This is a genomic window from Planococcus antarcticus DSM 14505 (assembly GCF_001687565.2).
Taxonomy (GTDB): Bacteria; Bacillota; Bacilli; order Bacillales_A; family Planococcaceae; genus Planococcus; species Planococcus antarcticus.
In genome coordinates this window covers 640529-652582 of sequence record NZ_CP016534.2, presented here as the reverse complement: position 1 = coordinate 652582, position 12054 = coordinate 640529, and the positions used below count along the sequence as shown (strand labels likewise).

The window sequence follows — 12054 nt, the reverse complement described above, 5'->3', positions numbered from 1 at the left end:
GCCTAGCTCTTCGGGATGTAAGCCACTCTGGCTGTGCGGCTGAAAATATACCGCTTCGCCAGAGCGTCTTATGCCTGTCGGAGCGGTACGGCCATTTTCGCTTTTCTTTAACACCATTCCTCTGCCAACATGCCGTAAACTATGTGATCGACGTAATGATCATGCAGCCATTCGGCTTGGCGGATGGTGCCTTCTTCGGTGTAGCCGAGGCGTTCGGGGATGCTACGGCTTTTGTGGTTCTCGACTGCTGCGCGGATTTCAACTTTGTTGAGTTTGAGATCGGTTAAGGCGTAATCGGTTAAGGCTTTGGCAACGCGGGTCATGATCCCTTTGCCCTGGTATTCCTGACCAAGCCAATAGCCGATATAAGCCGTCTTGTTCGCATGGTTGATGTTATTGAAGCCGCCAATTCCGACAATTTCGCCTTTGTAGAGGATAACTGCGCCAAGGCTTTTACCTTCGACAAAATTGCTACTGCCTGCTTTAATAAAGTCTTTTGTGTCTTGCAATTCTTTTGTGAAATCCAGCCATGGCAGCCATTCTTTCAAATAATCCCGCGATGTGTCGGTCAACTCAAAAATTCGTTCCGCATCGCGCATTTCCTGAATCTTGAGCGATAGGTCTTCATCAATTTTATGTACGAACATGAAATTGCCTCCTTTTTCTCTGTAGACATATCGTAGCATAAATATCATAATTTCCCATTAATAAATTATTGCTTTATTGATTTCCAAAAACTTTCATACTCGTTGTCTGAAAAGTGTAAAATGAAAGGTATAACAGATGCGTAGATTTATTCCGGAGAGGAGCGCGAAAAGCATGGAAGCTGTCGATGTGAATTCCATGAACCTGGGGATTCCACTATACCTTTGGATGTTGCTGTTCTTGGTATTTCTGGTAATTGCGTTTATTGGATTGGTGATCTACTCCAGCCGAAAAGGGATGCCCCGCGACATTCTGCCTCCGCAAAATAAACAATCGAAGCTGCTGAAGGAACAGTATGCCAATGGCGAAATAAGCGAGGAAGAGTTTCTGAAACGCATGAAAAGCTTGGAGAAACGATCCGCAAAGAGATAAAAATTTAGATAAAGAAAGGAAGTTGAAGATAATGGGAGAATTTTTTACACCGGGCAATCAGGCACTTGGCGTAACCATCGCTGTGGGGATTATCGTTTTATTGGCTGCGATGGGTACGGTCCTATGGTTCACGCTGATTAAAGCACGCAGTCAATCAGCCAGCACTGAGCCGAGTGAAGCGAATAAAGCAGTTGAATTATTGCGACAAAGCTACGTTAGCGGAGAAATCAGCAAAGAAGAATATGATGAGCAGTTACGCGACTTAAAAGGCTCAACGGAAAACTGATGTGCAGTTTTTGTGGAGTTTTTCAATTTCTGTTTAATTGACAACTTAAAGGGAATCCAGAGGGAGAAACAACAAAATCTGAAACTGGAGGTTTTTTTGATGGCACATGAACAACATGCAGAACTGATTAAAACCTTGCACGATTGCGCAGCGGCGTGCAACCATTGTTTTGACGCGTGTTTGCAAGAAGACGACGTCAGAATGATGGCACAATGCATTCGCCTCGACCGAGAATGTGCGGACATCTGTGCATATCTGGAACACGCGGTTACCCGCAACTCGCCTTTTGTAGCTGAACTAGCACAAGCTTGTGCAACGATTTGTGAAGCGTGCGCCGCAGAATGTTCAAAACACGACCATGACCACTGCCAGAAATGTGCTGAAGCTTGTGCAAAATGCGCAGAAGCTTGCCGAAACGTAGCATAATTTTTTTGTCAAAAGCCCGACTGCTGGGAAATTCCCTGCAGCCGGGCTTTTGTGTTGGCAGGATCGATAAGTTTTCCTCATAATGAAAGAAAAGCGGAAACAGCCGTGTAGATTCGACGGGCATAAGACAGACCAACAAAGTGGCGCTCTTTGCCGCGCAGTTGGGTTGACTTATGACCCTAGAATCTGGCTGTTGGAGTCTAGACAATTAGAAAAGCGGAAACAGCCGTGTAGCAGCTGCACAAAATAACAAACTAAGATTAAATATTCTTAAGCAAACCAAAGGGGTGGATTCGAATGGCACGAACCGTATTGGTAATAGGCGCCGGCATCGGCGGATTGACAGCGGGTTCGCTGTTGGCAAAAGATGGATGGCCAGTAACACTGCTAGAAGCCTCCTCCGAACTCGGCGGTTGCGCCAGTAAATTCAAGCGTAATAAGTATTTATTCCCGGCTGGTGCAACGCTCGGTATGGGCCTTGAACCAGGTGGTATTCATGACCGTGTTTTCCGTCACCTCGGCAAACCAATGGCCATCGAACCGCTTGAACGCGTCATGGAGATGGTTCATCCAGAAGCAACGTTTGTGTTCCACAAAGACCGCGCCCGTCACGTCGACGGCATCACGGCACATTTCCCACAACACAGCAAACAGATCCGCTCGTTCTACAAAGAAATCCATCAAACCGCGGCCATTGTCCGGACCTTGATGGACCCACTCCCTGCCCTGCCTCCAGCGACGGCAAAAGAATGGACGTTCCTCACAAAATCCATACGCCCAAAACACTTCAAGCTCCTGCCTTTCTTTAACCAAACCTTGGATCAGCGACTAAAAAAGCATGGCCTCGATACATTAAAAGAATTCCGTCACATGCTGGATGGCTTGTTAATCGACAGCATGCAGACCGGCAGCGAAGATGTGGCGTATTTATTAGCTGCGGTGGCTCTTGATATTTACCATGAAGGGGCCTATTACGTTCCCGGCGGCTTGTATCGTTTTTCTGAATTGATGGGCGACAGCTTGAGAGAAAACGGTGGCGTACTGAAAAAACGGCGTACCTTGGAAAAGCTGGAACGGCAAGGCGAGCTATGGGTAGCGACCGACCATCGCGGAAATGCCTATGAAGCAACGGATGTTATCCTCAATGTGCCAATCCAGCAATTGCCGAAGATTTTGGCGCCGGAGCTGGTATCCAAACTAAAGGTTTCTTTGCGCGATGGCATTGCCGGAGAAACCTGGACGACGCTGACTTTGTATTTGGCTGTTGATTTAACCAAGCTAAAAGAACCGTTGCCGCCGTTCCGCCAAATTTCAACAGGTGTGAACCTTGCTGAAGGCGGTCATTTCTTCATGTCTTCGTCTGTTCCCGGCGACGAGTTGCGGGCTCCTGAAGGCTTTCAGACTGTGACGATCTCCACGCATTCGCGCTTACAAGAATGGGACAGCCAAGAAAAATACGAGAAGCAACGGACAGTTTTAACAGAGTGCATGCTCCAAGCCATTCAAAGGCTTATCCCGGAATTCCGCGAGGCGATCGTCCATATGGAAAGCGGAGCCCCGAAAGCCTGGGAGCGTTTTGCAGGAAGGCCGAATGGTTTGGTTGGAGGCTTCCCTCAAACCTTGGATGCTGCTTTGTTCAACTCGATTTCGCATCGTTCCGGCTTGCCGAATCTTTACGTTTGCGGCGATCACATCTTCCCAGGAGGGGGGACTATCGGAGCGGCAGCAAGTGGAATTCATGCCGCACGGTCGGTATCGGGCAAAAAATTGGTTTAGATTTTGGGGTTTCCAAATTAGAATATATGCAACCCGTATCTGATATTCGCGCTCCAGCGAAATTACGCTAGATTCAGCAAATTGCCATGTGGTTGAATGGACTCTGACCGCACTTTTCGATTGATACTGCTAGTTTGCAGTCGTTTAGCCCGAATGATGACCATTCAAAAAAATGTGCAAATTCCCAGCGCAAACTCCATACCGAGCCCCCAAAGCACGAGAGAATAACGTCGATATGCACAAAAACCGCTGCAGAAAAATTCTGCAGCGGTTTTCTAATTGATCCATTTATAACCGATTCCCCATACCGTCTGGAAATGGTCGTCGATGGGAAAGCCGGCTTGACGGATTTTTTCCCGAACATTACGAACATGTGAATCCACCGTACGACCTTCCGTTTCCGAATCAAAGCCCCATACTAATTCCAATAGGCGGTCGCGCTCGAATACTTTGTTTGGGTTTTTCATCAGCAGTCCAAGCATCGAAAACTCTTTTGGTGTCAGGCGAATCGGCTTGTGGTTGTAGCTCAACTCGAAGCGGTCTTCTTCCCATGTTAATCCTTCTATTTCTATGCGTTTTGATGGGAGGCTGCGGCGCAGGACAGCTTCCATCCGCGCCAACAATTCCTCTTCACCGAAAGGCTTTGTCATGTAATCGTCCGCGCCAAGGCGCAAACCTTTGACAATATCTTCTTGCTGCTCACGTGCCGTCAGCATAATGACGGGTATAGTGGAAAATTTGCGGATTTCACGGCATACTTCCCAACCGTCTATGTCGGGCATCATAATGTCCAGCAACACCAGATCGAAAGCTTCTTTGTTCAGCAAATCTAGTGCCTGTTTGCCGCTGCTTGCTTTTGTGCAGGCATAGTCATGTGGTCGCAAATAAAGCGCCACCAGGTCAAGCATCCGTTTTTCATCGTCTACCAGCAGTACTTTATGAATGGTCTTCACCCCTTTTCAGTCGGACAGTGACAGCCGTCCCTTTGCCGAATTGGCTGTCGATACGGATCCACCCACCATGCGACTCAACGATTTCTTTAGCGATCGCCAGGCCGAGTCCGGATCCGCCACGTTCGCGCGATCTCGACTTTTCCACTCGGTACAGCCGGTCAAAAACAAAAGGCAGCTCTTCCTCGGGTATTCCCTGCCCTTCATCACTAATGCGAATGGAAATGCCGTCCATTTCCTCCCAGCATTCCACTACCACACGGTCGCCAGCGAAAGAATGTTTGCGAGCATTGTCGAGAATGTTCAGTATCACCTGCTGAATGCGCTCAGGATCGATGGAGACATGCACGTCTTCCTTGCAGCTGATCGACAACTCAATCTGCTCCTCATCAAAGGCCGGTCTGACCAAAACTGCGACCGAATTTAATAGTTCCGCAATAAACACGTCTTGTTGTTCAATCGTGAATTGATTGCGGTCCAGCTTCGCCAAGTCGAATAAACTCCCGACCAGCACCGTCAAATGGGCCGCCTCTTCCCGGATGATGGCCATGTATTCCTCACGCTCCCGCTCTGTCGTGTCCGGCCGGTCCAATATATCGGCATAGCCTTTGATATAGGTCAGCGGCGTCCGCAATTCGTGCGAAATACTTGATAGGAATTCATTGCGGGCATTTTTCAGTCGGTCGAGATCTGTCGACAGCTTAGTGATGGCATTCGCCAATTCTCCGAGCTCGTCATTGCGGTCATTCTTCAGATCGACATGGTTGTTGCCCTGGCTCAATTGCTCGGTCGCTTCCTTCATCCGAATCAGTGGCAACGTGATAAGCCTCGACAGTAAAAGGATTGTGACAATGGTCAAAAGAGCGGTGATAAGACCAACTAAGAGAAACTGGTTTTTCAGATGGTCGATGATGCGTTCGATATTATCAGTCGGTGCAAACATGAAGACATGGCCTTCGTGTACCCCGTCAATCGTAATGGGACTATCTGTTGCGATGTAGCGCTTGTCTTTCCAATCTTCTTCAATGATTTCCCCGTCGATTGGCATGGCCTCGAAATCCGTATGCCCCAGCACCGCCAGCATTTCGGATTCCAAGGCATCCGAATTGACCAAAATCTCACCTGTGCCATCAGTAATGACGACAATAAAATCTGTTGCCGCTTCCATCATACCAACATGGGCCAGGGTCATTTCTTCGAAGCTGTCTTCTAGCACATCACTGTGCGTTTCGCCCCTAACCAATAAATTCTCCACCACTTCGTCAACGCGTTCATTGACTAGGGTGAAATAAAGTGTCGAGAACAGAAACGCTTCGATAATTATGATGAAAATAAAAAATAACAAGCCAATCTTTAAGGATAATTTATTAAACATAGGGACCTCCGCTGTTACAAAACATGTCTTCTCGTCACTTTACTTGACCCGCATTCATCATTTGTTTCCAGTTACCATCTTCAAGAACATAGACGTGTCCTGCTGCTGTGTAAATGGCGAGCTCATTCGTATTGGACGGATTTTGCGCGATGTATACAATGCCATCTTCAGGCAAGTCAGGCAATTCAAGCGCCTGCTGCTCGCCATTTTTCCAAGTATACTTGATGAGCTCTGCTTGTGTGCCGTAAGTTGCAAAATATAGCGATTCTTCACTGAAAAACGCAGCAGTTCCGTAACTCCCATCTTCTGTCAGCAGCGTAAAACGGTCACCTCCGTCTTCTGACAGAAAAATCCCTTCTGTCGTCGCTGCAGCAATCAATTGTGAATCACTTGGGTGCATCGCAAAAGAAGAAATGTCACCTTCTAATCCCGATCCCTCGACTTGTTGCCACTCTTCACCTTCGTCTTCACTGCGGAAATACCCGGGTCCCATCCGTGAATTTTCCTGAGGATTCATGACAAACATGTGGTGGCTGCGGTAGCCGACCGCCATGCCATGAAAATCAGTTTCCCCCTCAAATCCCATATGGTCCAGCGAACGTCCGCCGTCTGTGCTGCGCTGTATCCCGATCGGATTTTGCATCATGGAGCCCGGTCCTGGGTGTCCTGACGTATAAAAACCGTCATCGACCGCGTTAAAACCCATATAATCATGAGAGTTGTCAGTTGTCTCCAGCCACTCTCCGTTGCGGTATATCTTCAGGCCTTCGTGTGATGCAAAATATAATCCTTCCTCATTTTCGATATAGTTCATCCCATGAACATGATCTATCCGGCCATCGAACGCCACTTCAAATTCCTCTGTGGTTTCGACGTCTTGGCTTGTTTCATTCGTTTCAGGTGCTTCAGTGGTTGTTGTCGATTCTGTGACTGACGTTTCTGGTTCTTCGTTCTCTGCGCATCCTGCCATCAGCAAAACCGTCGCCAACGGAGCCAACATCCATTTTCGATTCATTCTATTCGTCCTCCAATTGTTTAATTTTACTTATTATACAAGAAAAGTTTTGATTTTGTGTGCAGATTCTGCACAGCATTTGCATATTTTTTGGGTACAGTGTAGAAACTAAGCTAATGAAAGAGGGATTCTAATGACCAAACACAAATTTATGCTAATGACGATGTCAGCTCTAACTGCAATTACACTGGCAGCCTGCGGTGATACGGAAGAAGATGCCATGAACCCGGCAGATCCTGACAGCCAGGTCGAGATGAACGAAGAAATGGACGAAAACATGGATGGGGAAATGGAAGAAGACATGGGCCATGAAGGCATGGATCACTCTAGCTCCGGTGAAGTGCCGGAAGGACTGGCGGAAGCTGAAAGCCCAACATTCGAGGTCGGCAGCCAGGCCATCATGAGCGCTGAACACATGTCGGGCATGGACGGTGCTGAAGCAACTATCGCCGGCGCCTACGACACAACCGTTTACGCCTTAAGCTTTACCCCCACTACTGGCGGCGAACCGATCGAAAATCACAAATGGGTGATCCACGAGGAATTAGAAGATGCTGGCGACGCACCGCTAGTAGCTGGTGATGAAGCGGTGATTGCTACAGATCATATGGAAGGCATGGAAGGCGCCACAGCGACCATCGATTCTGCGGAAGAAACTACCGTCTACATGGTCGACTTCACCACTACGGATAGCGGCGAAGAAGTCACTAACCATAAATGGGTAACCGAAAGCGAATTATCTGCCGAATAAATGAAAAAATCCCCTGCGTTTTTGCGCAGGGGATTTTTTTAAGACTTTGAGTGGGAAGCACACTTGCATTTGTTTATGTTTATTGTGCGTCCATGCTTGCTTACGCTCGCTCGACGCAAAACACGCTCGTCCCCGAAAACTTACGCTCGCTCAGCGCAAAACACGCTCGCCCACGAAAACTTACGCTCGCTCAGCGCAAAATACGCTCGTCCCCGAACACTTACGCTCGCTCGACGCAAATACGCTCGTCCCCAAACACTTACGCTCGCTCGACGAAAACACGCTCGTCCCCAAACACTTACGCTCGCTCGACGCAAAATACGCTCGCCCCTGAACACTTACGCTCGCTCGACAAAAACACGCTCGTCCCCAAACACTTACGCTCGCTCGACGCAAATACGCTCGCCCCTGAACACTTACGCTCGCTCGACAAAAACACGCTCGTCCCCAAACACTTACGCTCGCTCGACGCAAATACGCTCGTCCCCAAACACTTACGCTCGCTCGACGCAAAATACGCTCGTCCCTGAACACTTACGCTCGCTCGACGCAAAATACGCTCATCCTCGAAAACTTACGCTCGCTCGACGAAAACATACACCCAACCATAGTTACACAAAAAAAGCACGGCAGAAAACCTCTGCCGTGCACTCAGACCTTCAAGACAACAGCGAAATCCGGTTGCTATACTTGTCGATCAGCATGCTATTATGTGTGTCTGCTCCATCGATATTGCCACTCAGGAATATCGGCGGCGCAAAGCCGGCATCCGCCATTTCTTTGATCGCTTCTGCAAAAATGGCGTTCAAAATTGTTGCGCCAACAACAGTGGATGTCGGACCGAATGGAACATCGACGCTGGCATATGCTAGGATTGCGTCGCCTGAAACCGAATGGTTATCGATGACCAGATCAACTGAGTTGAACAAGTGCTTACCTGTTTTATGGCGCGAAGGCTGGCTGTTGGAATACTCCAGCGACGTAATTCCGATAACGAACGCCCCTTTTTCACGTGCCGTCAAGGCGACATCCACTGGCACCGGGTTGCGGCCAGAAGTGGAGATGACAAAGACCACATCGTCCGCACGGAAATCCTGTTCCTTCAGGAAACTTGCTGCGTAATCATTTTGCCGCTCCCGCTGTGATGACTGGACCGCACCTTTATGCAACATGAGCGGTTCCACAAAAATCGGTTTAATGGGCACCAATCCGCCGGCGCGGTAGAACACTTCCTCTGTCAAAATATGTGAATGGCCGCAGCCGAACAATTGGATGATGCCGCCCGCTTGAATCGTGGCTGCCACTTTTTTAGCCGCCCCAAGCAGCGCTTGCTTTTCATTTTTCTCCACAAGCTCAAGGCGTTCTTGTACCTGTTTGAAATAACTGCTTAGCATTTTGACTCAACTCCAGATCAACTGTTTACGCTTCTCCAAGCCCTTCGGCCACAATCAATTCGTCGACTTTGGCCATCAACGATTCTTCGTCGCTGCCGTCAGCAGTAATTTTGACAGTATTGCCTTTTGAAACGCCGAGTGACATGACGCCCATGATGGATTTCAAGTTGACTTCTCTTTCTTTGTACAGCATTTTCACGTCTGCAGAAAACGGTGATACTGCTCCTACTAATTTTGATGCTGGGCGTGCGTGTAGTCCTTCGTCGCTGGTGATGGTGTACGTTTTTTCAATCATATCCATTTCTCCTTTTGATTATCTCTGAATATCGGTTATAAATTTGTAGCGGTCGGCTCTGTACGTGCTGCGAACTACCTCGAATGGCAAATCGCCATCCAGATAGCTGATGCGTTCAATCATTAAGATGGCCGCTGGCGATTGGATCTGCAGCAGTTCGGCATCTTCCTTCTTCAATAGTCCCGCTTCCATCCGCTGGGTGGCGTGACTAATCTTCAGCTGCTGATCTTCTTCAATCATTGCATAGAGAGATCCATGCAACAAATCGCGATGCAGGCCAGGGAAACGTTCGACAGGCAGATAAGTTCGTTCGATAGCCATCGTTTTTTCATCGGCAAAGCGGATGCGTTCGATGAAATATACCTTATCTCCATCAGCCAGCTGCAAATCAGCTGCAATGTCAGCATCTGGATCCCGGACTTCAAAGACAATCACCTTATTGCTCGGCGTCATGCCACGCGCTAGCATATCTTCTGTAAAGCTGGTCAAGCCATTCAGCGGTTGCTCGACTTTTGGCGATGCCACGAATGTGCCGCGTCCTTTTTCCCGGTACAACAGACCGTCGTTGACCAGATTGGTGATAGACTGGCGCACCGTCATCCGACTGACGCTGAAACGCTCGGTCAGTTCGCGTTCTGAGGGGATCGCTGTACCTATTGGAAAGTCGCCTTGCTGAATTTGCTGCTTCAACTGTTCTTCTATTTGAATATAAATCGGAATCGGCGATTGTTTGTCCAGCACAGCGTTCACTCCTCTTCTGCCGCAGCTAGGCTATAGGCATCGCTGTCTACAATCAGTGTAACATGATTGTGTTTCCATAAAAATGAAGCAGGAAAATCTTTGCTGGTGTGACCTTCCAAAAACCGCTTTACTGCCTGCGCTTTCTTTTTACCGGAAGCCAACACTAGGATTTGTTCGCTTTTTAGAATTGACTGGATCCCCATCGTGATGGCGTGTGTCGGCACACTGTCGCGATCACTGAAAAATCTGGCATTGCTGCTGCGCGTCGATGCTTCGAGCTTCACGCAATGGGTCAGGCTTGTCTCCAGCGTCCCTGGTTCGTTAAAACCGATATGGCCATTCGTCCCCATGCCGAGCATTTGCAGATGAGGTGGTCCGATTTTATCGATCAGCGCTTCGTACCGTTGGCATTCCGCTTCCACTGGTAAAGATTTGCCGCTTGGAATATGAGTATTTTCTAGTGAGATATCGATATGCCCCAATAGTTTTTCATTCATGAAATGACGGTAGCTGTTCGGATGGTCGCCCGACAGTCCTTGGTATTCATCTAAATTGATGGTTTGGACATGCCGATAGGAAATGCCGCGCTCGCTGACTCCTTGAATTAGTTGTTCATAGAGGCCGAGCGGTGTTGAGCCCGTTGCGAGCCCCAGCACCGAATGGGGGTTGTCCAGAATTTGCTGTTCCACCAATTGCGCCGCCTTGCTACTCATCTCTTTGTAGTTTTCGACCCGTATCAGTTTCATGACAGCCACTCCTTCGTATAAGCAATCGTACCTCTGCATATGGTCATTTGGACATTGAAGCTGTCGTCAAGAATCGCCACATCAGCGTCCGCACCAGCCTTCAGCTTGCCTTTATTCGCAAGGGCAAACTCTTTTGCCGCATTGGCGGAAGTCATTGCGACCAGCTCGTTCAAGCTGCAGCCGGTGATCGACTGAACATTCCTGACCGCTGTTTCCATCGTCAGGATGCTGCCGGCCAATGTGCCGTCGGCAAGCCGCGCATCTTTTTTGGTGACTTGTACATCCTGTCCACCCAAATCATAAACACCGGGCGGCAGACCTTTCGCGCGCATGGCGTCAGTGATCAAGATGAGCCTCTCTGCTCCTTTTTCACGGAAAGCCAGTTTGACTGAAGTCGGATGGCTGTGAATAAAATCAGCAATCACTTCTACCGTTAAGCCGTCTTCCATCAAAGCTCCACCCACCACGCCGGGATTGCGGTGATGGAACGGGCTCATCTGGTTGTAAAGATGGGTCACATGGCTTGCGCCTGAACGGACCGCCGTCTGCACTTCCTCCAAGGTAGCGTCCGAATGACCGATAGACGCTATCACGCCATCGTCCGCCAGCCTTTTGATGAACACCATGCCATTTTTTGTTTCCGGAGCAAGAGTCACCAGCCGGATTTGGTTGCCACTGAGCTTTTGCCATTTGCGGAATAAGGGATAAGATGCTTCTGCAATGTGCTCAATCGGCTGTGCCCCTGCCCGTTTATCGGAAATGAACGGCCCTTCCAAGTGGACGCCCAACATTTCAGCCTGCCCTTCCTGTGACGTGAATTCACGGATATTTTGCAGTGCAGCTGAAATCGCGTTGTCCGACTGCGTCATCGTTGTCGCTAGAAAACTGGTCGTACCTTCTTTCGGCAACGCACTGGCTAAGCCATTTAATGCTGCTGATGTTGCGTCCATGGCATCGTGCCCGGCAGCACCGTGTGTATGGATGTCAATAAATCCAGGAAACGCCGTCCAATTTTTACCGGTTGCATCTATATGAATATCCGCCTGGGCATCCATCTTTTTAGCGACACGGCTTATTTTTCCATCTTCCACGAGGATGTCCCCCACGAAACTTTCTTCTATAGCATCCGCAATGGTGATGCCTGACACCAATATACTTTTCTTCATCTTGACCACTCCACTCCTTGCGAAAAACCAGGAAAATCGCGGTGGATGTCCCTGGT

General features: G+C 48.8%; 14 protein-coding genes. 5 read left to right on the top strand and 9 right to left on the bottom strand.

Going from position 1 to position 12054, the window contains the following annotated elements:
* Positions 1-107: 107 nt before the first annotated feature.
* Positions 108-647, bottom strand: a complete 540-nt coding sequence (locus BBH88_RS03355) for a GNAT family N-acetyltransferase (RefSeq protein WP_065537287.1) — start codon at positions 645-647, stop codon at positions 108-110.
* Positions 648-819: 172 nt separating this feature from the next.
* On the opposite strand from BBH88_RS03355, the gene BBH88_RS03350 reads away from it, so the two are divergent.
* The 4 genes from BBH88_RS03350 (at position 820) to BBH88_RS03335 (ending at position 3565) form a co-directional block, all read left to right on the top strand.
* Positions 820-1077: an SHOCT domain-containing protein gene (locus tag BBH88_RS03350; RefSeq protein ID WP_006828608.1), complete on the top strand. Its 258-nt coding sequence runs from the start codon at positions 820-822 to the stop codon at positions 1075-1077.
* Between the two features lie 31 nt (positions 1078-1108).
* On the top strand, positions 1109-1363 hold the full coding sequence (locus BBH88_RS03345; protein ID WP_065537288.1) for an SHOCT domain-containing protein: 255 nt from the start codon (positions 1109-1111) through the stop codon (positions 1361-1363).
* A 99-nt stretch (positions 1364-1462) separates the two neighbouring features.
* Positions 1463-1789, top strand: coding sequence for a four-helix bundle copper-binding protein (locus BBH88_RS03340; protein WP_065537289.1), 327 nt, complete (start codon positions 1463-1465; stop codon positions 1787-1789).
* Positions 1790-2086: 297 nt separating this feature from the next.
* Positions 2087-3565, top strand: a complete 1479-nt coding sequence (locus tag BBH88_RS03335; protein WP_065537290.1) for a phytoene desaturase family protein — start codon at positions 2087-2089, stop codon at positions 3563-3565.
* Positions 3566-3840: 275 nt separating this feature from the next.
* On the opposite strand, the gene BBH88_RS03330 is transcribed toward BBH88_RS03335, so the two are convergent.
* Genes BBH88_RS03330 through BBH88_RS03320 form a run of 3 tightly spaced genes read right to left on the bottom strand, consistent with a single transcriptional unit; the run spans position 3841 to position 6905 of the window.
* Positions 3841-4509 carry a response regulator transcription factor gene (locus BBH88_RS03330; RefSeq protein WP_050977212.1) on the bottom strand — a complete coding sequence of 223 codons (669 nt, stop codon included), beginning with the start codon at positions 4507-4509 and terminating at the stop codon, positions 3841-3843.
* Positions 4502-5890, bottom strand: coding sequence for a sensor histidine kinase (locus tag BBH88_RS03325; protein WP_006828613.1), 1389 nt, complete (start codon positions 5888-5890; stop codon positions 4502-4504). Before BBH88_RS03325 ends, BBH88_RS03330 begins: the two co-directional genes overlap by 8 nt.
* Before the next feature lie 34 nt (positions 5891-5924).
* Positions 5925-6905: a F510_1955 family glycosylhydrolase gene (locus tag BBH88_RS03320; protein WP_006828614.1), complete on the bottom strand. Its 981-nt coding sequence runs from the start codon at positions 6903-6905 to the stop codon at positions 5925-5927.
* A 133-nt stretch (positions 6906-7038) separates the two neighbouring features.
* Between BBH88_RS03320 and BBH88_RS03315 the strand changes: the two genes are divergently transcribed.
* On the top strand, positions 7039-7656 hold the full coding sequence (locus tag BBH88_RS03315; protein ID WP_065537291.1) for a YdhK family protein: 618 nt from the start codon (positions 7039-7041) through the stop codon (positions 7654-7656).
* 659 nt (positions 7657-8315) lie between these two features.
* Here BBH88_RS03315 and BBH88_RS03310 read toward each other — a convergent pair.
* Genes BBH88_RS03310 through nagA form a run of 5 tightly spaced genes read right to left on the bottom strand, consistent with a single transcriptional unit; the run spans position 8316 to position 11998 of the window.
* Positions 8316-9050: an SIS domain-containing protein gene (locus BBH88_RS03310; RefSeq protein WP_006828616.1), complete on the bottom strand. Its 735-nt coding sequence runs from the start codon at positions 9048-9050 to the stop codon at positions 8316-8318.
* Positions 9051-9075: 25 nt separating this feature from the next.
* Positions 9076-9345, bottom strand: coding sequence for a phosphocarrier protein HPr (locus BBH88_RS03305; protein WP_006828617.1), 270 nt, complete (start codon positions 9343-9345; stop codon positions 9076-9078).
* An 18-nt stretch (positions 9346-9363) separates the two neighbouring features.
* Positions 9364-10086, bottom strand: coding sequence for a GntR family transcriptional regulator (locus BBH88_RS03300; RefSeq protein WP_006828618.1), 723 nt, complete (start codon positions 10084-10086; stop codon positions 9364-9366).
* 5 nt (positions 10087-10091) lie between these two features.
* Positions 10092-10832, bottom strand: a complete 741-nt coding sequence (gene nagB / locus BBH88_RS03295) for a glucosamine-6-phosphate deaminase (RefSeq protein ID WP_065537292.1) — start codon at positions 10830-10832, stop codon at positions 10092-10094.
* A complete protein-coding gene (gene nagA, locus BBH88_RS03290; RefSeq protein ID WP_065537293.1) occupies positions 10829-11998 on the bottom strand; it encodes an N-acetylglucosamine-6-phosphate deacetylase in 1170 nt (389 codons plus the stop codon). Before nagA ends, nagB begins: the two co-directional genes overlap by 4 nt.
* Positions 11999-12054: the final 56 nt, after the last annotated feature.

Coding starts and splice junctions, on each gene's coding strand:
- nagB (WP_065537292.1), bottom strand. CDS start 10,832: ATGAAACTGATACGGGTCGAAAACTACAAAGAGATGAGTAGCAAGGCG.
- BBH88_RS03310 (WP_006828616.1), bottom strand. CDS start 9,050: ATGCTAAGCAGTTATTTCAAACAGGTACAAGAACGCCTTGAGCTTGTG.
- BBH88_RS03315 (WP_065537291.1), top strand. CDS start 7,039: ATGACCAAACACAAATTTATGCTAATGACGATGTCAGCTCTAACTGCA.
- BBH88_RS03350 (WP_006828608.1), top strand. CDS start 820: ATGGAAGCTGTCGATGTGAATTCCATGAACCTGGGGATTCCACTATAC.
- BBH88_RS03320 (WP_006828614.1), bottom strand. CDS start 6,905: ATGAATCGAAAATGGATGTTGGCTCCGTTGGCGACGGTTTTGCTGATG.
- nagA (WP_065537293.1), bottom strand. CDS start 11,998: ATGAAGAAAAGTATATTGGTGTCAGGCATCACCATTGCGGATGCTATA.
- BBH88_RS03355 (WP_065537287.1), bottom strand. CDS start 647: ATGTTCGTACATAAAATTGATGAAGACCTATCGCTCAAGATTCAGGAA.
- BBH88_RS03335 (WP_065537290.1), top strand. CDS start 2,087: ATGGCACGAACCGTATTGGTAATAGGCGCCGGCATCGGCGGATTGACA.
- BBH88_RS03340 (WP_065537289.1), top strand. CDS start 1,463: ATGGCACATGAACAACATGCAGAACTGATTAAAACCTTGCACGATTGC.
- BBH88_RS03345 (WP_065537288.1), top strand. CDS start 1,109: ATGGGAGAATTTTTTACACCGGGCAATCAGGCACTTGGCGTAACCATC.
- BBH88_RS03325 (WP_006828613.1), bottom strand. CDS start 5,890: ATGTTTAATAAATTATCCTTAAAGATTGGCTTGTTATTTTTTATTTTC.
- BBH88_RS03305 (WP_006828617.1), bottom strand. CDS start 9,345: ATGATTGAAAAAACGTACACCATCACCAGCGACGAAGGACTACACGCA.